This window comes from Streptococcus sp. 714 (assembly GCF_013277115.1).
Classification (GTDB): domain Bacteria; phylum Bacillota; class Bacilli; order Lactobacillales; family Streptococcaceae; genus Streptococcus.
The window spans coordinates 16,226-40,328 of record NZ_VMMH01000006.1; the positions used below are offsets into that span (position 1 = coordinate 16,226).

The following is a 24,103-nucleotide window of genomic DNA, read 5'->3' on the forward strand; positions in this document are numbered from 1 at the left end:
TTTCTCTATTCTTTTTTGGTTTCTTGGTGAAAGATATTTTGCCAAGTTTCGTGACGGCGCCAGATACTAGTATGGACAATTCCGTCCAATTCATAGCAGATGAGTTTGGTTTTCTGACTGATGGAAGTGATTTGAATGTCCTTGATAGCAGAGTTCAATTCTTTTACAGCTTTATAGGCCTCTTTATCCATCTGCTCTCCATCCTGGCGAATATAGACAAAATCGTCAGCTAAGAGTTCTTCCAGTTGATTTCCTTGGTCAATCAATTGTTCACGCATAAGCAATTTTTTATAGACATTGTCTAAAATTTCATCCTCAGGTATAGGTGCTGGTTCGATATGGACATCGGTATCAAAGACTCCAAAACGCTCTTCCAGCATAGACTCGACTTGATCCGCAATCTCGTGGCTCTCATAAACCGACAAGTCAGGATTCATCTCCAGCGTGATATCTAGGTAAATGTTGCTACCGTAGGTGCGACCTCTTTGGGACTTGACCTTGCTGATTTTGGGAATTTCCATAATGGCTTTTTGATAATCCTCAAGTAGACGGTCGTCGAAACCATCTGAAAGGCTAAAGGAAGACTCGATGAAGATATCATAGGCAGTTTTCAAGATAAAGAAAGTGATGATAATGGCAACCAGTTTATCCACAATGGGATAATTGAAACTGCTAGCCAGGATGGCAATGGTGGTTCCAAGTGAGGTGACAGCGTCAGAAAGATTGTCCTTAGCAGCTGCCTTCAGAGCCTTGGAGTTAGATTTCTTACTGAGGCGAGTATTGTAGAGATAAACAACAAACATTATCGCTGCAGAAATGATTCCCAGAGTTGCACCCAGAGGATCAATGACCGTTTCTTCTCGGCTGAGAATCTTTTGAATGGTGTCCCTTAGAACATCGAAACCGACATAGAACATGATGATGGAAGTAATTAAGCTAGCCAAATCTTCAATCTTCCAGTGACCAAAACGGTGGTCACGGTCTGCAGGCTGGCGCGCCATTCGAATCCCGATTAAGAGGGCCACATTTCCAATGATGTCCGAGACGTTGTTAAAACCATCAGCCACCAAACTGGATGAATGAAGGAGATGCCCAGTAGCCAATTTTGCTGCAGATAAGAGCAGGTAGGTCGAAATACTGATAATGGCCCCACGCTCAGCTAACTTGAGATTTGAAATAGATTGCTTCATTCAACTTCCTTTCTGGTCATATAGCATTCTACCATTATACTGGTTTTCAAGGGAAAATTCAAATAAGGTAGTTTTTACTCTTTTAAAACTTCCCAAAATTTGGTATAATAGAACTACTCAAGGGAGTAGCTGGCAGAAACCTGTGATAGTGTCGTCATTCCGAATTTTATACTGAAAAAGTATGCTTTCCGGCACTATCTTAAACAGCGAGACTTGTTATGATTAACAGGTCTCTTTTTGTTTGTCGTGAAAAGATACGATGAGGAAAAGAGAGTCTGTTTTGCACACAATGTCAAGGAGGAGACACATGTCAAAAGAACAAAAACGCCAAGCGTTTTATACTCAGAGTCCTGAAGAGGTCTTGAAGGCTGTGGATGCGACCGAGCAAGGTTTGTCATCAAGTGAGGCTGAAAAGCGCCTTGCCGAATTTGGCCACAATGAACTCGAAGAAGGCGAGAAACGATCAATCCTAGTCAAATTCATCGAGCAATTTAAGGATTTGATGATTATCATCCTAGTTGCGGCAGCAATCTTGTCAGTCGTGACTTCTGGTGGGGAAGATATCGCAGATGCCATTATCATCTTAGCAGTGGTAATCATCAATGCTGCCTTTGGTGTTTACCAAGAAGGAAAAGCCGAAGAAGCTATCGAAGCACTCAAGTCCATGTCTAGTCCAGCTGCCCGCGTTCTGCGTGATGGTCATATGGCGGAGATTGACTCTAAAGAATTGGTACCTGGAGATATCGTTGCCCTTGAAGCTGGTGATGTAGTACCTGCAGACCTACGTTTACTAGAAGCCAACTCTCTTAAAATCGAAGAAGCAGCTCTTACAGGTGAGTCTGTGCCAGTTGAAAAAGACTTGACAGTTGAACTTGCTGCAGATGCTGGTATTGGTGACCGTGTCAATATGGCCTTCCAAAACTCTAACGTAACCTATGGTCGTGGTCTTGGTGTTGTTGTCAATACAGGTATGTACACGGAAGTTGGTCATATCGCTGGCATGCTCCAAGATGCGGATGAGACGGATACACCACTTAAACAAAACTTGAACAACCTTTCTAAGGTCTTGACCTATGCAATCTTGGTCATTGCCCTTGTTACTTTTGTAGTGGGTGTTTTCATTCAAGGTAAAAATCCACTTGGTGAGTTGATGACCTCTGTTGCGCTTGCTGTTGCAGCTATCCCAGAAGGGCTTCCAGCTATCGTGACCATCGTTCTTGCCCTTGGTACTCAAGTTTTGGCCAAACGAAACTCTATTGTTCGTAAGTTGCCAGCAGTAGAAACACTTGGTTCAACAGAAATCATTGCTTCTGATAAGACTGGTACGCTGACCATGAACAAGATGACCGTCGAAAAAGTCTTCTACGATGCAGTCCTACATGACTCAGCTGATGACATTGAGCTAGGTCTTGAAATGCCTCTTCTTCGTTCAGTTGTCTTGGCCAATGATACGAAAATCGATGTGGATGGCAACCTGATTGGTGACCCAACCGAAACAGCCTTCATTCAATATGCCTTGGACAAGGGCTACGATGTCAAAGGATTTTTAGACAAATATCCTCGTGTAGCTGAGTTGCCATTTGACTCTGACCGTAAGCTCATGTCCACGGTTCACCCATTGCCAGATGGTCGTTTCCTTGTAGCAGTTAAGGGTGCGCCAGACCAACTTTTGAAACGTTGTGTACTTCGTGACAAGGCTGGGGATATTGCTCCGATTGACGAAAAGGTTATAAACCTCATTCATACAAACAATTCTGAAATGGCCCACCAAGCCTTGCGTGTCCTTGCAGGTGCTTATAAGATTATTGACAGCATTCCAGAAAACCTGACTTCTGAAGAGCTTGAAAATGATTTAATCTTTACTGGTTTGATTGGGATGATTGACCCTGAACGTCCTGAAGCTGCTGAGGCTGTTCGTGTGGCTAAGGAAGCGGGAATTCGTCCAATCATGATTACAGGTGACCACCAAGACACTGCAGAAGCTATTGCTAAACGTTTGGGAATCATTGATGCAAATGATACAGAAGGACACGTTTTAACTGGTGCTGAGCTCAACGAACTGTCAGATGAAGACTTTGAAAAAGTAGTTGGTCAATACTCTGTTTATGCCCGTGTATCTCCAGAACATAAGGTTCGTATTGTGAAGGCTTGGCAAAAACAAGGTAAAGTCGTTGCCATGACAGGTGACGGTGTCAATGATGCGCCAGCTCTGAAAACAGCCGATATCGGTATCGGTATGGGAATCACTGGTACAGAGGTTTCTAAGGGAGCTTCTGACATGATTCTTGCAGATGATAACTTTGCGACTATCATTGTTGCAGTGGAAGAAGGACGTAAGGTCTTCTCAAACATTCAAAAGACTATTCAGTACCTACTTTCTGCCAATACTGCTGAAGTATTAACCATCTTCCTATCAACCTTGTTTGGTTGGGATGTCTTGCAGCCAGTTCATCTCTTGTGGATCAACTTGGTAACCGATACTTTCCCAGCAATTGCACTAGGTGTTGAACCTGCTGAGCCTGGTGTCATGAACCATAAACCACGTGGTCGTAAGGCAAGCTTCTTCTCAGGTGGTGTTCTGACTTCTATCATCTATCAAGGTGTACTCCAAGCAGTCCTTGTTATGAGTGTTTATGGACTTGCGATTGCTTACCCAGTACATGTGGGTGATAATCATGCTATTCATGCTGATGCCCTTACTATGGCCTTTGCAACCCTTGGTTTGATTCAGCTCTTCCATGCCTACAATGTCAAGTCTGTTTACCAGTCCATCTTGACAGTTGGACCATTCAAGTCTAAGACTTTCAACTGGTCCATCTTGGTATCCTTCATCCTTCTTATGGCAACAATTGTCGTAGAACCGCTTGAAGGAATCTTCCACGTAACCAAACTAGACTTGTCACAATGGGGAATTGTCATGGCTGGAAGCTTCTCAATGATTATCATCGTCGAAATCGTTAAATTTATCCAACGCAAACTCGGCTTTGATAAGAATGCGATATAAGGGAGGTTTCTGATGTCAGCTTATCAATTACCGACCGTATGGCAGGATGAAGCTAGTAATCAAGGAGCCTTTACGGGACTAAATAAACCAACAGCAGGTGCCCGTTTCGAACAAGACTTGCCAAAAGGAGAACAACCTTTTCAGCTTTATTCACTGGGAACACCAAATGGTGTGAAGGTCACTATCTTATTGGAAGAATTATTAGAAGCTGGTTCTGAGCAAGCGACTTACGACTTGTATAAGATTGCTATTATGGATGGGGATCAGTTTGGTTCAGACTTTGTAAAGCTCAATCCAAATTCAAAGATTCCAGCCTTGTTGGATCAGTCTGGGACTGAAGAAGTAAGAGTCTTTGAGTCTGCTCATATTCTCCTTTACCTTGCTGAGAAATTTGGAGCCTTTCTACCAAGCAATCCTGTGGAAAAGGTAGAAGTTTTGAATTGGCTATTCTGGCAAGCAGGTGCAGCACCTTTTCTAGGCGGAGGATTTGGACATTTCTTTAATTATGCCCCTGAAAAATTGGAATATCCAATTAATCGTTTTACGATGGAAGTGAAACGCCAGTTGGATTTATTGGATAAGGAATTGGCTCGGAAACCTTATATTGCAGGCAATGACTATACGATTGCAGATATTGCTATCTGGTCTTGGTATGGACAGTTAGTTCAAGGAAAACTTTACCAAGGTTCTGCAAAATTCTTAGATGCCTTAAGTTATCAGAATTTAGTAAAATGGGCAGAAAAAATTGCCAATCGTCCAGCTGTTAAGCGTGGCTTGGAAGTAACTTATAAAGAAATCAAATAGCAAAAAAGTCATCTTCGGATGGCTTTTTGCTACAGTTGAGGGAAAGGGCTTGCAGTTATCGGCTTTTGTGCTATAATTGCTATAATATAGTAAAAAGTAAGAGGAGTGTGAGGAAGTGGAAAAGAAAATTGTAAAGGATATCTTATTTTTATCTCAGGTGTCTCAACCGGCAAGTCAGGATGATCTGTATCTTGCCAGAGATTTACAGGATACGCTTTTAGCAAATCGTGAGACCTGTGTTGGGCTAGCTGCCAATATGATTGGGGTGCAGAAGCGCGTAATTATCTTTAATCTTGGCTTGGTTCCCATGGTCATGTTTAATCCAGTGCTCCTGTCCTCTGAAGGACCTTATGAGACAGAAGAGGGCTGTTTATCTTTGACAGGTGTGAGACCTACTAGGCGTTATGAAACCATAAGGGTTGCCTATCGTGACACCAAGTGGCAGGAACAGACCATTACATTGACAGGATTTCCAGCCCAGATTTGTCAACATGAGCTGGATCACTTGGAAGGACGAATCATTTAGGAGGAAAGCAAATGAAACGAATAGTCTTTGAACTTATTTTTATCGCAACGACCTGGTATATCTTTTTACCGCCCCTTAATCTAACCAGCTGGGAATTTCTCTTCTTCCTCTGTGGGCATTTATTGCTTGTGGCAATCTTATTTGGCTTTGGCAAGGGAATAAATCTGGTCAAAACAGTTCATGTGCGCCACGGAAAGGCGGAAGCTGCCTTAAATCTAGAGGGTTTCAAAATTAATCGGTTGGGGAAAATTCTTTTAGCTTCCATTGGAGGAATTCTTCTCTTGGCAGCTTTGGTTTCCTTGGTGACTTCTAGTGTTTTTCAGGCTAAAAATTATGCCAATGTAGTCACGGTTACGGAAAAAGATTTTACTGAATTTCCTAAGACTGATACCAGTAAGGTTCCTATTCTAGATAGAAGTACTGCTGAAAAAATTGGTGACCGCTACTTGGGTTCCTTAACGGATAAGGTGTCGCAGTACGTAGCGGCAGACACCTATACCCAATTGACGATTGATGGGAAGCCTTATCGGGTTACGCCACTAGAATACGCAGACCCTATCAAATGGTTTAACAATCAGGCCAAGGGAATCGGCGAGTATATCAAGGTAGATATGGTAACAGGCAATGCTGACTTGGTGGACTTGAAGACACCAATCAAGTATTCGGATTCAGAGTATTTTAACCGCGATGTCAAACGTCACCTGCGCTTTAAGTATCCAACCAAGATCTTCAAGACTCCATCATTTGAGGTGGATGATGAGGGTAATCCTTTCTATGTAGCAACGGTTTACCAAAAGCAATTTGGACTTGCGGTTCCCCGTCCTGTTTCAGTCATCATCTTGGATGCCACAAATGGAGAAACCAAGGAATACAGCTTGGCTGAAGTTCCAGAATGGGTGGACAGGGTTTATCCAGCTGAGGAAACCATTGAACAAATCAACTATAACGGCAAGTACAAGGACGGTTTCTGGAATGCCATGATTTCCAAGAAAAATGTGACCCAGACTACCAAGGGCTATAATTACTTGTCCATCGGCAATGACATTTACCTCTACACAGGTGTGACGTCGGCTAATGCGGATGAGAGTAATCTTGGTTTCATCCTTGAAAATATGCGGACAGGAGAAATCACTAAGTACAGCTTGGCTTCAGCGACCGAAGAATCAGCCCGTGAATCAGCAGAAGGTGCTGTCCAAGAGAAATCTTACAAGGCCACCTTCCCAATCCTCATCAATCTCAATGACAAGCCTCTCTATATCATGGGCTTGAAGGACAATGCTGGCTTGGTTAAAGAGTATGCTCTGGTCGACGCAGTCGAGTATCAAAATGTTATCGTAGCAACGACAGTGGAAGAACTGCTCAGCAAGTACGCCAATAAAAATGATCTTGAGATTGATAATGAAACAACAGAAAGCATCAAGGGTGTGGTCGCAGACCTCAAATCAGCTGTTATCAAGGGTGATACCGTCTACTTCTTTAAAGTTGATGGCAAGATTTACAAGGTTAAGGCCTCTGTATCAGATGACCTGCCTTACCTCGAAAATGGGAAAACCTTCGAGGGTCAAGTAGGAAAAGACAATTATCTCAAGACCTTTAAAGTGCAGTAAAGACAGCTTTATTTAGAAGGTATAAGTTATAATAAGGGAATTTAAAGACTAATGGAGGACACACAAATGGGTTTTTATGTGATGCTTGCTTCAATGCTACTCGAACTGCTCGCTTTGAAGTTAGTTTTTTCTCAGTTCAAGGAGAAAAAAGATAAATTCTTATCTATCTTAACAAGTTTAGCTGGCATAGCCCTTGTTCTCGTGGCTATCTGGTTAGGATGGCCAAAATAAACAGAGAAACCTCGGTCAAGCCGAGGTTTTTCAGATGAATTTCTTGGTAGTGGAAAAAAAATATGCTACACTATTAATATGAAAATTTTAATCCCAACAGCAAAAGAAATGAATACAGATTTGTCTAGTATCGAAGCTGCTCATTTGAAACCAGAAAGTCAGGCTGTGCTTGATGCCTTGGCCCTCTATTCTGCTAGTCAATTGGAGAGTTTTTATAAGGTATCAGCCGAGAAGGCTGCGGAAGAATTTAAAAATATCCAAGCTTTAAAAAACAAAACTGCTCCACACTACCCAGCCCTGAAACTTTTTGATGGGCTTATGTACCGCCATATCAAGCGAGATAAATTGACCGAGGCAGAACAAGCCTATCTTGAAAATCATGTCTTCATTACCTCGGCTTTGTACGGGGTCGTTCCAGCCTTGTCACCTATGGCTCCTCACCGTTTGGACTTTTTGATGAAGTTAAAAGTCGCTGGTAAGACTTTGAAGAGCCATTGGAAGGCAGCCTATGATGAAGCTGTGAAGAAGGAAGAAGTGATTTTCTCTCTCTTGTCGTCAGAGTTTGAGACTGTATTTTCTAAGGAAATCAGAGAAAAAATGGTGACTTTCAAATTCATGGAGGACAAGGGTGGTCAGTTGAAGATTCACTCAACCATTTCCAAGAAGGCGCGTGGTGCCTTCCTAACAGCTCTGATAGAAAATCAAGTACAAACAGTGGAAGATGCTCGTAAGTTAAGCTTTGCAGAATTTGTCTACAGAGAAGATTTATCCCAGCAACAGGAATTGGTTTTTGTTAAGGAAGTATGAAAGAGAAAAATTCAAATTGAGGCTCAACTTCTTCGTTTTTAAAACGCATGAGGTTGGATAAAGAGTCTTTAAAATCAGAAAAATGCATATTATCAGATATTGAAAAAATTTGATGATATGCATTTTATTTTTCTAGAGTATTTTGGAGATTTTATACTTTAATTTTACTAGGATTGAAAGAAAAAATTAGTCATTTCCTATCTTTTCTATTGCTTTATTGGCTATCATTTGTTATATTAAAAGTGTAATTATTTTTTATTTAATGACGTAAGTGTTGCACTTTTTAGACAGAAAGGAGTATTTTTTTGAACAGCGAATGTAAACGCTTACGGATAAAATGAAAGGATTTAAGACTTAATGTACAAAGGATTATTTGAAAAACGTTGCAAATATAGTATTCGGAAATTTTCACTAGGGGTTGCTTCTGTTATGATTGGTGCAGCTTTCTTTGGAACTAGTACTGTTCTCGCAGATTCTGCTCAGGCTGGTTCTACAGCAAATATGCCAAAAGATTTGGCAGCCGCTCTTGCTAATGCTAAAGAGGACGGTGGGCGCGACTTTGAAGCACCAAAACCTGGTGAAGACCAAGGTTCTCCTGAAGTAACTGAAGGCCCAAAGACTGAAGAAGAATTGCTGGCAAAAGAAAAAGAAACTGCAACAAGCTCAGCAGTTTCAGATACTCTTCCTGAAGAACTACGTGGAAAACTTGATAAGGCTGAAGAAAATGGGCACACTGCCTCAAAAGAAGAACTAGAAAAAGAAGATAAAAGCCTAGTCCCAGAAGATGTTGCTAAAACAAAAAATGGGGTATTAAACTACGGTGCGACTGTCGAAATTAAAAGTGCTGCAGGGCTTGGTAGTGGTATCGTTATTGGGGAAAATCTCGTTTTATCTGTTTCTCATAACTTTATCAAAGATGTTCCAGATGGTAATAATCGTAAGGTAGCTGATAATGTTGAGAGTGATGGAGATGTCTATACAGTTTCTTACAAAGGGGCACCGGACGTCAAATTCAGTAAGAATGATGTGAAACACTGGGATCGTGAAGGGTTCCTCAAAGGATATAAAAATGATCTGGCAATTGTTAAGCTTCGTACACCTCTTGCAAATGCACCTGTTGAAGTGACTGAGAAGCCTGCAACAACTAAGGTAGGAGATAAGGTTCATGTATTTGGATATCCAAAAGGAGAGCTTGATCCAATTTTGAATACTACCGTTGAGGATATTAATAATCACGGAGAAGGTGTTCGTGGAATTAGCTATCAAGGAAGTGAACCAGGTGCCAGTGGTGGCGGTATTTTCGATGAAAATGGGAAATTGATTGGTATCCACCAAAATGGTGTCTCTGGTAAACGTAGTGGTGGTATACTCTTCTCACCTGCTCAGCTAGAATGGATTCAAAACTATATCAAGGGTATTGAAACAACGAAACCAGCTGGTCTAGATGCTCTCGATAAACAAGTGGAAAGCAAGGAAGAAAAACCAAAAGAGGACAAACCTCAAGAAGAAAAACCAGCTGACAATAAGCCGGCAGAAAACAAACCAGCAGAAAACAAACCAGCAGAAAACAAACCAGCAGAAAACAAACCAGCAGAAACTAAACCAGCAGAAAACAAACCAGCAGAAACTAAACCTGCTGAAAACAAGCCAGCAGAAACTAAACCGAGTGAATCAAAAGAAGTCACTCCAGAATGGAAAACAGTTGAAAAGAAAGAACAACAGGGAACAGTAACTGTCCGTGAAGAAAAAGGAGTTCGTTACAACCAACTAGCTTCAACTGCCCAAAATGACAATGGTAAAAAACCAGCCTTGTTCGAAAAAGATGGTTTGACAGTTGATGCTAATGGAAATGCTACAGTTGATTTGACCTTTAAAGAAGAATCTGAAACAGGTAAGTCTCGCTTCGGTGTCTTCATGAAATTTAAAGACACAGATAACAACGTTTTTGTAGGATATGACCAAGGTGGATGGTTCTGGGAATACAAGACAAGTGGAAGTGGACTTTGGTACCAAGGTAATCGTGTTGCAGCTCCTGTTAATGGCTCAACCAACCACTTGACGATTAGTCTCAAATCAGATGGACAACTGAATGCAACTAATAATGATGTGAAACTTTTTGACACAGTGACCTTGCCATCTGCAGTAAATGACAAACTAAAAGATGAAAAGAAAATTGTTCTTAAAGCTGGAACCTACAATAGTAGTGAAAGAACAATTGTCAATGTCAAAACTGACAACCAAGAAGGAGTTAAAACAGATCAAGAATCCACTAAAAAAGAAAAGGGCGATACAGTAGATGATAGCAATGTAAAATACGACACTATTCAATCCACAGTATTGAAAGCAGTTATCGACCAAGCCTTCCCACGTGTGAAAGAATATGTTCTAAATGGGAACAAGCTCTCAGGACAAGTGCAACCAATTAATCAAGTTGTGATCAACAAGCACGCTGTGACTCCTGAAGTTACCTATAAAAAGGTCAATGCAACGACTGCCGAGTATGACATGAAACTCCGTGATGAGAAAAATCTCATCAATGCGGATATGACTGTTCGTTTGCAAGTAGTGGATAACCAACTTTACTTTGATGTGACTAAGATTGTCAACCATAATCAGGTAACACCAGGACAGAAGATTGATGATGAACGTAAATTACTTTCTTCAATCAGCTTCCTAGGAAATGCCTTGGTATCTGTTTCCAGTGACCAAGCAGGAGCTAAGTTTGATGGGGCAACCATGTCAAACAATACTCACGTCAGTGGTGATGACCATATCGAAGTAACAAATCCAATGAAAGAATTAGCCAAAGGTTATATGTACGGATTTGTTTCAACAGATAAGCTTGCAGCAGGTGTATGGAGCAACTCACAAAACAGCTACGGTGGTGGTTCTTACGACTGGACACGTTTGACAGCTTACAAGAATACGATTGGCAATGCTAACTATGTGGAAATTCATAGCTCTGAATGGCAATGGGAAAAAGCCCACAATGGAGTTGTCTTCCCAGAATATACAAAGGAACTTCCAAGTGCAAAAGTTGTTATCACTGAAGATGCCAATGCTGATAATAAAGTAGACTGGCAAGATGGTGCGATCGCATACCGTAGCATCATGAACAACCCTCAAGGTTGGGAAAAAGTTAAGGATATCACAGCTTACCGTATCGCTATGAACTTTGGTTCACAAGCGCAAAACCCATTCCTCATGACCTTGGATGGTATCAAGAAGATTAACCTTCATACAGATGGTCTTGGTCAAGGTGTACTTCTCAAGGGATACGGAAGTGAAGGACATGACTCTGGACACTTGAACTATGCAGACATCGGTAAACGTATCGGTGGTGTTGAAGACTTTAAGACTCTTATTGAGAAAGCTAAGAAATATGGTGCCCACCTCGGTATCCACGTTAACGCTTCAGAAACCTATCCTGAGTCTAAATATTTTAATGAAAATATTCTTCGTAAAAATGCAGATGGTAGCTACAGCTACGGTTGGAACTGGCTTGACCAAGGTATCAATATTGATGCTGGTTATGACTTGGCTCATGGGCGTCTAGCTCGTTGGGAAGAGTTGAAGAAAGAGTTGGGTGAAGGCCTAGACTTCATCTACGTCGACGTTTGGGGTAACGGTCAATCAGGTGACAATGGTGCCTGGGCAACTCACGTTATTGCGAAAGAAATTAACAAACAAGGTTGGCGCTTTGCTATTGAGTGGGGCCATGGTGGTGAATATGATTCTACCTTCCAACACTGGGCAGCTGACTTGACCTACGGTGGCTATACAAATAAAGGTATTAACAGTGCCATCACTCGCTTTATCCGTAACCACCAAAAAGATTCTTGGGTTGGTGACTACAGAAGTTACGGTGGTGCAGCTGACTATCCACTTCTAGGCGGTTATAGCATGAAGGACTTCGAAGGATGGCAAGGACGTAGTGATTATAACGGTTATGTAACAAACTTGTTTGCTCATGACGTTATGACTAAGTACTTCCAACACTTCACAGTCAGCAAATGGGAAGATGGCAAACCAGTAACCATGACTGACAATGGTAGTACCTATAAATGGACTCCAGAAATGAAAGTCGAATTGGTCGATGCTGCAAATAACAAGGTTGTGGTAACTCGTAAATCCAATGATGTCAACAGTCCACAATATCGTGAACGTACAGTAACGCTCAACGGACGTGTCATCCAAGACGGTTCAGCTTACTTGACTCCTTGGAACTGGGATGCAAATGGTAATAAGCTTGAAAGTGACAAGGAAAAAATGTACTACTTCAATACTGAAGCAGGTGCAACAACTTGGACACTTCCTAGCGACTGGGCAAATGGTAAGGTTTACCTTTATAAACTAACTGACCAAGGTAAGACTGAGGAAAAAGAAGTTGCCGTGAAAGACGGTAAGATTACCCTTGATCTTACTGCAAATCAGCCATATGTTCTCTATCGTTCTAAACAAACAAATCCAGAAATGTCATGGAGTGAAGGAATGCACATCTATGACCAAGGATTTAACAGTGAATCTTTGGATCATTGGAAGATTTCAGGAGATGCTTCTAAGGCTGAAATCGTGAAGTCTCAAGGTGCAAACCAAATGCTCCGCATCCAAGGTAATAAAGAAAAAGTTAGTCTCACTCAAAAATTGACTGGCTTGAAACCAAATACTAAATACGCAGTCTATGTCGGTGTAGACAACCGTAGTAATGCTAAAGCAAGTATTACTGTTAATACTGGTGAAAAAGAAGTAACCAACTACACCAACAAGTCACTAGCACTTAACTATGTAAAAGCCTATGCTCACAATACTCGTCGAAGCAATGCAACAGTTGATAATACAAGTTACTTCCAAAATATGTATGCTTTCTTCACAACAGGTTCAGATGTATCAAACGTAACCTTGACCTTGAGTCGTGAAGCAGGCGATGAAGCAACTTACTTCGATGAAATTCGTACCTTTGAAAATGAATCAAATATGTACGGTGATGGTCACGATACTGCAACAGGCGTTTTCAAACAAGACTTTGAAAATGTCGGTCAAGGTATCTTCCCATTTGTTATCGGTGGTATCGAAGGTGTTGAAGATAACCGTACTCACTTGTCTGAAAAACATGGACCATACACACAACGTGATTGGAATGGCAAGAAAGTTGATGATGTTATCGAAGGAAATTGGTCACTCAAGACAAATGGTCTCGTAAGTCGTCGTAACTTGGTTTACCAAACAATTCCACAAAACTTCCGCTTTGAAGCAGGCAAGACCTATCGTATTACATTTGACTATGAAGCTGGTTCTGACAATACTTACGCCTTTGTAGTCGGTAAGGGAGAATTCCAATCTGGTCAAACGAGCAATATGGAAGTGCATGAATTGCCAAATACTTGGACAGATTCTAAGAAAGCGAAACGTGCAACCTTCCTCGTGACAGGTGCAGAAACTGGCGATACATGGGTAGGTATCTACTCTACAGGCAATGCAAGCAACACACGTGGAGACTCTGGTGGTAATGCGAACTTCCGTGGCTACAATGACTTCATCATGGACAGACTTCAAATTGAAGAAATTGTTTTGACAGGTAAGATGATGGCAGAAAATGCAGTCAAGAACTACCTTCCAACTGTTTCTATGACCAACTACACCAAAGAAACGATGGATGCTTTGAAAGAGGCAGTCTTTAACCTTAGTCAAGCAGATGATGATATTAGTGTAGAAGAAGCTAAAGCAGAAATCGCTAAGGTCAATGCTCTTAAAGATGCTTTAGTGATGAAGAAAACAGCTCTTGTGACAGATGACTTTGCAAGCCTAAGCGCTCCTGCTCAGGCTGGTGAAGGTCTTGCAAATGCCTTTGATGGCAACGTGTCAAGTCTATGGCATACATCATGGAGCGGAGGAGATGTTGGTAAACCAGCTACAATGGTCTTGAAAGAACCGACTGAAATTACTGGTCTCCGTTATGTTCCACGTGGTTCTGGTTCAAACGGTAATTTGAGAGATGTGACTCTTGTCGTAACTGATGAAACAGGTAAGGAACATACCTTCAATGCAACAAATTGGGCTGACAATAACAAACCTAAAGATATCAACTTTGGCAAGACGATCAAAGCTAAGAAGATTGTTCTAACAGGAACACGAACTTACGGAGATGGTGGTAATCAATATCAATCAGCTGCAGAATTGGTCTTTACTCGTCCACAAGTGACTGAAGCAGGTCTTGATACTGCGGCCTATGAAGCAGCCTTGGCTAAAGCTCAAAAATTGACTGATAAGAGCAATCAAGAGGAAGTAGCAAGTGTTGTTGCCAGCATGAAATTTGCAACAGATAACCATCTCTTGACAAATAGAATGATTAAATACTTTGCAGATTATCTTGATCAATTGAAAGACCAAACACCTACTCCAACTCCAGAACCGAAACCTGAAACTCCAACATCAAGCAAGGGTGACCAAGTAGCACCAGTCGTTGAAACTCCGGAATTCACAGGTGGTGTAAACGGTGGTGAATCAGCTATCCATGAAGTTCCAGAGTACACAGAACCAATCGGTACAGCAGGAGATGAAGTGGCTGTAAAAGAGGTTCCAGAGTTCACTGGAAGTGTAAATGCGGTAGAATCAGCTGTACATGAAGTTCCAGAGTATACAGGTGTAATAGGAACAGCAGGTGACCAAGCAGCACCTACGGTAGACAAACCAACTGAAGAGGTTCGTGTCTTATCAGATAAATCAACAGGCGTTGTAGTTGCAGGACTAGCAAGAGACTTGGCACCAGACATGCACCTTCAAGTTCAAAAAGTAAAAGACCAAAGTCTACAAGGTATGGAATTTGATGCTTATGCTCTTCATTTGGTAGATAAGGACAATCATAAAGTTCAGCCGAAAGGTGCAGTCCTTGTTAGATTACCGATTTCTGGTGAAGTGGCCGGGGTATACTATACCGCATCAGGTGAGTCAGTAAACTTTACAAATGGTCAAGGAACAATTGAATTCACAACTAGTCAACTAGGACATTATGCAGTAGTTTATAAACCAGTTTCTAAACAACAGAGCCCATTAGCTGATGAACCTGGAACTAAGGAGCAGACTCCATCAACTGAAGAAGTTGGAGGTAAGGCACAAACTCCATCGACAGATCAATTCAATCAGAAGCAGCAGGATCCAGCAGTACAGGCATTTGAATATCAATCGGTTGATGGCTCTAAACCAGGAATGAAGATAGAAGAAGCAAAAGAAGAAATGAAGGCTAAACTTCCAGAAACTGGTACTAGCCAGTCATATAAGCTCTTCTTCCTTGCCAGCCTCAGTCTAGCAATGTCTGCTCTATTTCTTGCAAAGAGAAAAGAAGATTAGAATATACAAGAGTTTTCATTAAAAGGGAGCTCAAACTCTCTGCTTGTTCTAGTGGAGAAAAAAGAATACCCAGAGAGGACCTCTAGGTCCTCTCTTTTTCTAAAGGAAATGAGAACGTTTACGATTGTGAGCGTATGAAAGGAAATAGGAAAAAATGGGAAAACATTTTTTTGAGAAACGGTGTCATTATAGTATTCGTAAATTTACGATTGGTGCAGCTTCTGTTATGATTGGTGCCAGTATCTTTGGTGCTGGCATGGTTCAAGCAGCTGAAACAGAAGGACCTGCTGAGACAGAAGGAACAATAACACAGGCTCATCCTCTGGATAAACTGCCAGCAGATATAGCAGCAGCAATTGAAAAAGCAGAAACTGCTACTACGACGGGGGATACTGAAATTCAACCAAGTGAGAAAGAAAGTCAGCCTGAAAATACTGGAGAAACAGTTACAAAACCAACTGAAACTCCTGCCCCTAAGGAAGAAACAACTCCAAAACCAGCAGAAACTCCCAAAGAAGAAGTAGCTCCAGCAGCTAAACCTGCTGAAAAGCCAGTGGCCAAAGATTTGGTCGAAACTCCAGATGTCAATCATTTAGAAAAAGCTTCTGCTACAGCATCAAACCATGAAGCAAACACACAGTACACAGCAGAAAAGGCAATTGACGGAAAACCTGATACTCGCTGGGCTACTGATCAAAATGTTGAAAAACCAACCATCGAATTTACACTTGAAAAGACAACAGTGATTAAGCATGTGGAGATTGATTGGGATCGCCGTGTTCGTGGTGAAAAAAATGATCCAAATATCAAGTCATGGAATCTTTATTACGCTGGCCAGGATGATGTGAATGGTTCGGGAGTTAAAGAATGGAAGTTAGCTTATCAAAGAACAGGCACTCCGCTTCTTGATGAAAAAGTTGATTTGAAAGAGGCTATTCAAGCCAAGTACCTTAAACTTGAAATCACAGATTACCAAGCTGGTACTATGAACTGGAAAAATGTTGGTATTCAAGAAATTCGTGCCTATTCAAACATTCCGGATGCAAGCAAACCAACAGATATTCGTCAGGTGACAGAACTAGAAGTTGCTAAAGATGGAAAATCACTTGTTTTACCTAAATTACCAGGTCAAGTAAGCTTAATTGGTAGCAACAAACAGGGTGTTGTTGATCTCAATAACAAAATCTACAAACCTTTAACAGATCAAACTGTTAAGGTCATGGTCCAACAAGTCAAAGATACTCATACCTTCACAAAAGAATTTGAAGTTCTTATTAAAGGCTTGCATGCAGACGAAGGTGTTGGAACTAAGCCAGCAGTTGCTCCAGCAGTTCAACAATGGTATGGAACTGAAGGAAAAACTTCTATTACATCATCTACTGTTATTTCAGTCGGAGATTCTGGATTTGGTCAAGAAGCGAAATTCTATCAGACTGACCTTGAAAGTCGTGGCTTAGAAATCGCCACAGGTGGTCAAGCAGCACAAAACCGTATTGAGTTTAAAAAGGTTGAAGATAAGGGCTATGGCAAGGAAGGCTATGGTATCACTGTAAAAGATGGTGTTATCACTGTAGAAGCTGCAACAAATGCAGGTGCCTTTTATGCTACACGTACACTTCTTCAAATGGGAGAAAAAGATCTACAGAACGGTGAGATCCGTGACTTCCCAAGCTTCAGCCACCGTGGCTTTATGCTAGACACAGGTCGTAAGTTTATCCCTTATGATACGCTTGTAGACATCATGCTAAACATGGCCTACTACAAGATGAACGATCTTCAGTTGCACTTGAATGATAACTATATCTTCCTAAAAGAGCACTTGGCAGGTAAGAACTTAAGTCCAGAAGAAGAACTGAAGTATGTTCTAGAGCATGCCAAGACAGGCTTCCGTGTGGAGACAGATATTGTTGGTAAGGATGGCCAAAAATTAACATCAGATGAGCACTATACCAAGGAAGAAATGCAAGAAATCATCAAGTTAGCAAAAGCTTTGCATATCAACCTTGTTCCTGAAATTGACACACCAGGTCACGCCCTTTCATTCGTTAAAGTTCGTCCAGACTTGATGTACAAGGGTCAACTTAGTGCGAGAAAACACAATGTAGAACGTGTAGCTATGTTGGACTTGGATAACAAGTACGAAGAAACACTTGCTTTTGTTAAATTAGTCTATGATAAACTTCTTGATGGTCCAGATGCACCCCTTCATGGCGTTTCTACCGTTCATATCGGTACAGATGAGTATTATGGAAGTCCAGAAAGTTATCGTCGCTATGTTAATGACCTCATCAAGTATATCAAAGGAAAAGGTTATACACCACGTATTTGGGGATCACTCAGCGCCAAACAAGGAAAAACGCCAGTTGATTGGAAAGATGTAGAAGTGGATATCTGGAGCCTTGGATGGCAACGTCCAGCAGCTGCAATTGCTCAAGGCGCCAAGATTATCAATATCACAGATGTTCCAACCTATAGTGTCCCAAGTGGTAGTAATAGCCAAACTGCTTATGGAGATTATGCTAACTATGAAACTCAGTACAACCGTTGGACACCAAATGACTTCTCAACAGGTGGAGGACCACGTCTAGAAGCCTCTAATCCTAATATCATTGGTGGTGGTCATGCGGTTTGGAATGATAACATTGACCTTCATGAAACTGGACTTACTTCTTATGATATCTTTAAACGCTTCTTCAAGAGTATGCAATCAACTGCAGAACGCACTTGGGGTTCAGACCGTGCAGCCAAGACCTATGCAGAACGTGTTCAACCAGCAAGTGTCTATGCACCACAATCTAACCCAGATAAGACCGTAGCTGAAGAAGACTTGTTCAAGATTAATCCTGAGACTGTCAAAGATTATCTTGCTAAGAAAGTGAAGACAAGTGAAAAAGGATTGAATTTCGATAAAGACAGTACAATCGAAGGTCTAGTTGGTGACGCAGGACCAAGTCATGTCCTGAAAATGGATGTTACTGTAACTGGTGACGGTGAACAGACCTTCTCAACAAGTGGCAATAATCAACTTTATCTTGCAGACAAAGATGGCTACCTTGCCTATAAATTTGAACAATTCCATATTCAATTTAACAAGAAACTTGAAAAGAACAAACGTTATCAAATCTCTGTTGTAACGAAACCACAATCGACAGAAGTTTATGTAGATGGTGAAAAGGTTGAACGGATTGCAAATCCAGCTAATCCTCGTTTTGCTCATAATAGCTTGGTTCTACCACTTGAAACGATCGGTGGTTTCAAAGGACTCTTGCATAGTGCTGAGTTGTCAAATGAACCATTTGTAAATCCACGTTTGATTCCAAATGATCATTTTACAGTTTCTGCAACTAGTCAGGAATTACCAGGTACCAATGCAGAAGGTCCAGTAGAAAAAGCCTTCGACAATGATCCAAACACCTTCTGGCATTCAAAATGGTCTGGACATCAAGCACCATTCACAGTTGCTATGAACTTGAAAGCAAGTGAAAAAGTCAATGGTTTGACTTATCTTCCACGTCCAGGTGGTGGTAATGGTGTCGTGACATCTTATGAAATCTATGCTCAAAAAGATGGTCAAATGGTTAAAGTTGCTTCAGGAACTTGGGAAAACAATGCCAAAGAGAAAACAGTTAACTTTGATGCAGTTGAAACGGATAAGGTAGAGTTAAAAGTTCTAGCAGGTGTTGCAGGATTTGGTAGTGCTGCAGAAATTCAACTTCTGAAACCAGTTTCTACTACCAATGCAGAAGAGCCAGTTAGTCCAGAGAAACCTGTGACTCCAGAAAAACCTAAAGTTGAAGAAGTAAGCGATGGTACAACTGAACTTGCGGATAACTTTGTAGCTACGAAACCTACAAGTGACGAGGCGGTTGCTGCAGCATCGAAAAGTCAAGATTACCTTAAGAAAGAGTACAAGGTCTTCCCAACGCCACAAAAAGTAACTTACGATGAAGGTGTTACAAAACTCCATAAACAAGTCAATCTTGTTATGGGGGATAATTTGGATATCTATACTCGTAACCGCTTGAAGAGTGTTTTACAAGATCATCAAATCTCATACACAAGCAGTCAATCAGCAGTGGCAGGTGCTACCAACATCTACCTTGGTGTTCATGGTCAAAATTCCCAAGCTGAAAAAGAAGTGTCTGGAATTTCTCAAGGACTCTTTGATAAGATTGATGCCTATGCCTTGTCAATCAAGAACAATACAATCTCTATCGTCGGTAAAGATACAGATGCTGTCTTCTACGGTTTGACAACTCTCAAACACATGCTTAATGAAAGTGAAGCTCCAGTCTTGCGTAACGTAACAGTTGAAGACTATGCTGAAATTAAGAACCGTGGCTTTATCGAAGGATACTATGGTAACCCTTGGAGCAATGCTGATCGTGCTGAGTTGATGCGTTATGGTGGTGACTTGAAGTTGACCCAATACTTCTTTGCACCAAAAGATGATCCATATCACAACAAGAAATGGCGTGAACTTTATCCAGAAGAAAAATTAGCTGAAATCCGTGAATTGGCACGTGTCGGAAACCAAAACAAGACTCGTTATGTATGGACCATCCATCCATTCATGAACAACCGTATCCGTTTTGGCAACGATGCTGACTACCAAAAAGACCTTGAAACTATTAAGGCTAAATTCACTCAATTGATGGATGTCGGTGTTCGTGAGTTCGGTATTTTGGCCGATGATGCCCCAAGTCCAGTTGGTGGCTACAATAGCTACAACCGCTTGATGAAGGACATGACAGACTGGTTGACTGAAAAACAAGCAACTTATGGTGGCCTTCGTAAGGAAATGATCTTTGTCCCAGGTCAATATTGGGGTAATGGCCGTGAAGATGAGTTGAAAGCACTCAATGAAAATCTTCCAACTTCAACCTCTATGACCCTTACTGGTGGTAAGATCTGGGGTGAAGTATCCGAAAGCTTCCTCTCTAACCTTAAGAACAACCTGACTGCAGGTGGTAAGACCTATCGTCCAGTTTCTCTATGGGTCAATTGGCCTGTTACAGATAACTCTAAACAACACTTAATCTTAGGTGGTGGTGAGAAATTCCTTCATCCAAATGTTGATCCTAGTCTTCTTTCAGGTATCATGTTGAATCCAATGCAACAATCTGAGCCTTCTAAGATTGCCCTCTTCTCTGCAGCTCAATATGCATGGAAACAATGGAAGTCAGAAGAAGAAGCTAAGAAAGTAAACGATATTGCCTTCAACTTTGTTGAAAATGGTAAGTTTACAGATAGCGAAGCATCTCTTGCCTTCCGTGAGCTTGGTAAACATATGATCAACCAAAACATGGATGGTCGTGTTGTGAAGTTGGAAGAGTCTGTTGAACTTGCACCGAAATTGGCGGCCTTCATGTCTAAGTTGAAAGCTGGTCAAGATGTTGGTGCAGAGCGTGAAGGCTTGCGTGCAGAATTTGCGAAACTAAAAGCCGCAGCTCAACTTTATAAAGCATCTGGTGATGAAAAGATGCGTGCTCAAATCCATTATTGGTTGGACAATACCATTGACCAAATGGATGCCTTGAGTGCTCTCCTTGATGGTACAGAAGCTATCGAAAAGAACGATTCTGCAAAACTTTGGGATAGTTACTACAAGGGCTTGAAACTCTACGAACAATCACAAACTTATACTTTCCATTATGTAGATCATGATGAAAAAGCTGAGTTAGGTGTTCAACACATCCGTCCATTCTTGCTTGGACTGCGTGAAATCTTGGCAACAGAAGTTCAAAAAGCCTTGCATCCAGACCAAGTTATCAGTACATTTATCACAAACCGTACAGGTGTAGAAGGCGGACTTGCTGAGGTAACTGATGGAGATTTGGGAACTCATGCATTAATCAAATCGCCAAACAGTATCAAGACTGGTGATTACATTGGTTTGAAATTTAACAAAGCTGTTCCACTCCAAAACTTGACCTTTGCAATGGGAACTCAAGCAAATCCTCGTGATACCTTTAACAATGCTAAGGTTGAGTATCTTAATGAAAATGATGAGTGGGTAACACTTTCAGAACCAAGCTACACTGGAAATGAATCTCTTATTAAATATGAAAAACTCAATATTCGTGCCAAGGCTGTTCGAATGATTGCGACTTCAGATCGTGATAATACTTGGTTTGCTGTAAGAGAAATTGCTGTTAACCGCCCTGTGGAAGTTACTCGTGCTAAACAGCCAGCTACTGTGACGATTAGTCCAAATCTTATGTACAAGTACAATACGACAGTTGGTCAGATTACAGACGGTCGTGACAATACTGAAGCCATGCTTGCGAATGCTGATCGAACTGATACAACTCCAGTAAATAGTTGGGTACAACTAGACTTAGGCGAAGTCAAACCTGTGACTAAGGTTCGTCTCCACCAAGGTTCAGGAGATAAATTAGCAGAAGGTGTTCTTGAATATTCTGCAGATGGTAACTCATGGCAAGAATTGGATCGCTTGACTGGTGAACAAACCAAAGAAATCGAAACTCCAATTTCAGCTCGCTATGTCCGTATTCGCAATACTAAGAACATCAACCTATGGTGGCGTATCGCTGACTTCTCAGTTGCAACACGTACAGGCAATAGCCAATTGACTGATACAAATGTTGAGAACTTGAAGTCAACTCCAGTTTATGACAGCCTAGGCCGTTATGACCTGAAAATTCCAAGCGGAACAAAACTTCCAGCTAAGAGTTATTTGGGTATGAAACTGGATCGTCTTCACCAAGCTGAACTCATTCAAGCGGTTGGTACAGAAAACCCATCCCTTAACTTGGAATATTCTCCAAATGCCCAAGAATGGTATCCGGCTGATCAAGTGACAGATAAGTCCTTGGTACGTTATGTTCGTTTGGTCAACAAGACTGACCAAGAACAAGCAGTGACAGCAACCTCTCTACTTGTTCAGACAAAAGAAGTTCAACCAACCACACTTGATTCGACATCAATGGGCATCCATCCAACATACGGTAGAAACGACGTTCGTAAGATCAAGAACTTGGATCAGTTGTTTGACGGTGTCTACAATAACTTTGTAGAGTTCTCAGACTATGCGCGTAAAGATGGTCATATCACCTTGAAGCTTGGTAGTGAACGTGCAATCAAGAAAATTAGAGCTTACATTCAAGACGGCACTCAAAACTATCTCCGTGATGGTAAGATTCAAGTCAGTCAAGATGGCAAGACTTGGACAGATCTTGTGACAGTTGGTGATGGTGTTGCCAATGAGACACGTGATGATTCCTTGACAGATGGTTGGACACATGATTCTAAGATGCCAGGAAACCGCTACATCGAGGGTGAACTTGCAAGTCCAGTTAAAGCCAATTATCTCCGTGTTCTATTTACAGCTAACTATGATGCTCGTTTTGTAGGCTTCACTGAGTTGGTTATCAATGATGGCGAATTCGTGAAACCGATTAATGATCCAACTGTTCAAGGAAACAGTGGTGAAAGCCAAGGTAACCTCTACACCAACCTCGTAGATGGTAAAGTCTTGACCAGCTACAAGGCTGAGAAAGACCAAGGTGAGCTTGTTTACCACTTGTCAGAACCGACAGATGTGAACCATATTCGACTTGTTTCAAGTCTTCCGCAAGGAGTGAAGGCTCGAGTATTGGCTCGAACTCTTAAATCAGATAAAAGAGATTCTTGGTCAGAAATAGGTGAGATTACCTCAAGCTTCCAAACATTTGCTGTCCGAGATAAATCTCCATTATTGGATGTGAAACTTGTTTGGGAAGGAGGTAAACCAGAGTTCTACGAAATGACGACATTCCACCAAGAACTTCCAGAGGAACCAGCCAAACCGGCTCCAACTACAAGTAAGGGTGACGAACCATCACCAGTAGTAGAAGTCCCAGAATTTACTGGTGGCGTAAATGGTGTCGAAGCAGCTGTTCATGAAGTTCCAGAATACACTCAAGCCATTGGAACAGCAGGTGATGATGTGGTTCCAGTAGTAGAAGGGCTAGAATTCAAAGGAGGAGTAAACGCAGTTGAGGCAGCTACCCATGAAGTTCCAGAGTATACTGAATCTATGGGAGACTCAAGCAAGCTACCATCACCAGTAGTAGAAGTCCCAGAATTTACTGGTGGCGTAAATGGCACTGAAGCAGCTGTCCATGAAGTCCCAGAATATAAAGAAACAGCAAGCCCTCAAGCCACTCCAACAGAGGAAAACTTGAAAGATTCGGTTGAAAAAGTCGATGGAGATAAGATGAGCAGTGGCAATAGTGATGTTGAAACTACTGTTAAAAAGTCCGATGAATTTGCAAGTGCATCAGTGAAAACAGATCAAGCACAAAAACAAGAACAACCACAAACATCGGTTGCTAAAGTTAAAGATCAACTTCCAGTAACAGGTGGAGAAGAATCAGCTACTTTAGCCTTGTTAGGTGGTCTTGGACTAGTTCTCTCTGCCATGTTTGTCAAAAAAGGGAAAAAGGATTGAGAATTCGAAAAAGAGTTATTCAATAATCCTAGATAAACATTAATGTCCCAATAAAACCACACAGTTATTTCAGTTTTGAGCATCATCAAGCTGAAAGAAGTACTGTGTGGTTTTTGAATAGTTGATAGTTTCGGA

At 41.4% G+C, this 24,103-nt stretch carries 9 protein-coding genes; 8 read left to right on the top strand and 1 reads right to left on the bottom strand.

What is annotated here, in order from left to right:
• Window positions 1-5: 5 nt before the first annotated feature.
• The gene (mntE, locus tag HT718_RS02135) at window positions 6-1,190 is read right to left on the bottom strand and encodes a CDF family manganese efflux transporter MntE (RefSeq protein ID WP_173266959.1); all 1,185 of its coding nucleotides are present in this window, start codon (window positions 1,188-1,190) and stop codon (window positions 6-8) included.
• Between the two features lie 307 nt (window positions 1,191-1,497).
• Between mntE and HT718_RS02140 the strand changes: the two genes are divergently transcribed.
• The 8 genes from HT718_RS02140 (at window position 1,498) to HT718_RS02175 (ending at window position 23,968) form a co-directional block, all read left to right on the top strand.
• Window positions 1,498-4,194: a cation-translocating P-type ATPase gene (locus HT718_RS02140; RefSeq protein ID WP_173266961.1), complete on the top strand. Its 2,697-nt coding sequence runs from the start codon at window positions 1,498-1,500 to the stop codon at window positions 4,192-4,194.
• A 12-nt stretch (window positions 4,195-4,206) separates the two neighbouring features.
• Window positions 4,207-4,998 (top strand): glutathione-dependent disulfide-bond oxidoreductase, encoded by a 792-nt coding sequence (gene yghU, locus HT718_RS02145; RefSeq protein ID WP_173266963.1) that lies wholly within the window; start codon window positions 4,207-4,209, stop codon window positions 4,996-4,998.
• Window positions 4,999-5,113: 115 nt separating this feature from the next.
• On the top strand, window positions 5,114-5,524 hold the full coding sequence (locus tag HT718_RS02150; RefSeq protein WP_173266964.1) for a peptide deformylase: 411 nt from the start codon (window positions 5,114-5,116) through the stop codon (window positions 5,522-5,524).
• An 11-nt stretch (window positions 5,525-5,535) separates the two neighbouring features.
• Window positions 5,536-7,131 (top strand): hypothetical protein, encoded by a 1,596-nt coding sequence (locus HT718_RS02155; protein WP_173266966.1) that lies wholly within the window; start codon window positions 5,536-5,538, stop codon window positions 7,129-7,131.
• A 66-nt stretch (window positions 7,132-7,197) separates the two neighbouring features.
• Window positions 7,198-7,362 carry a DUF3953 domain-containing protein gene (locus HT718_RS02160; protein WP_173266968.1) on the top strand — a complete coding sequence of 55 codons (165 nt, stop codon included), beginning with the start codon at window positions 7,198-7,200 and terminating at the stop codon, window positions 7,360-7,362.
• A 78-nt stretch (window positions 7,363-7,440) separates the two neighbouring features.
• Window positions 7,441-8,169 carry a peroxide stress protein YaaA gene (gene yaaA, locus HT718_RS02165; protein WP_173266970.1) on the top strand — a complete coding sequence of 243 codons (729 nt, stop codon included), beginning with the start codon at window positions 7,441-7,443 and terminating at the stop codon, window positions 8,167-8,169.
• A 357-nt stretch (window positions 8,170-8,526) separates the two neighbouring features.
• Window positions 8,527-15,513, top strand: coding sequence for a SpGH101 family endo-alpha-N-acetylgalactosaminidase (locus HT718_RS02170; RefSeq protein WP_173266978.1), 6,987 nt, complete (start codon window positions 8,527-8,529; stop codon window positions 15,511-15,513).
• 154 nt (window positions 15,514-15,667) lie between these two features.
• Window positions 15,668-23,968 carry an SIALI-17 repeat-containing surface protein gene (locus HT718_RS02175; RefSeq protein WP_173266980.1) on the top strand — a complete coding sequence of 2,767 codons (8,301 nt, stop codon included), beginning with the start codon at window positions 15,668-15,670 and terminating at the stop codon, window positions 23,966-23,968.
• The last annotated feature ends 135 nt before the right edge of the window (window positions 23,969-24,103 follow it).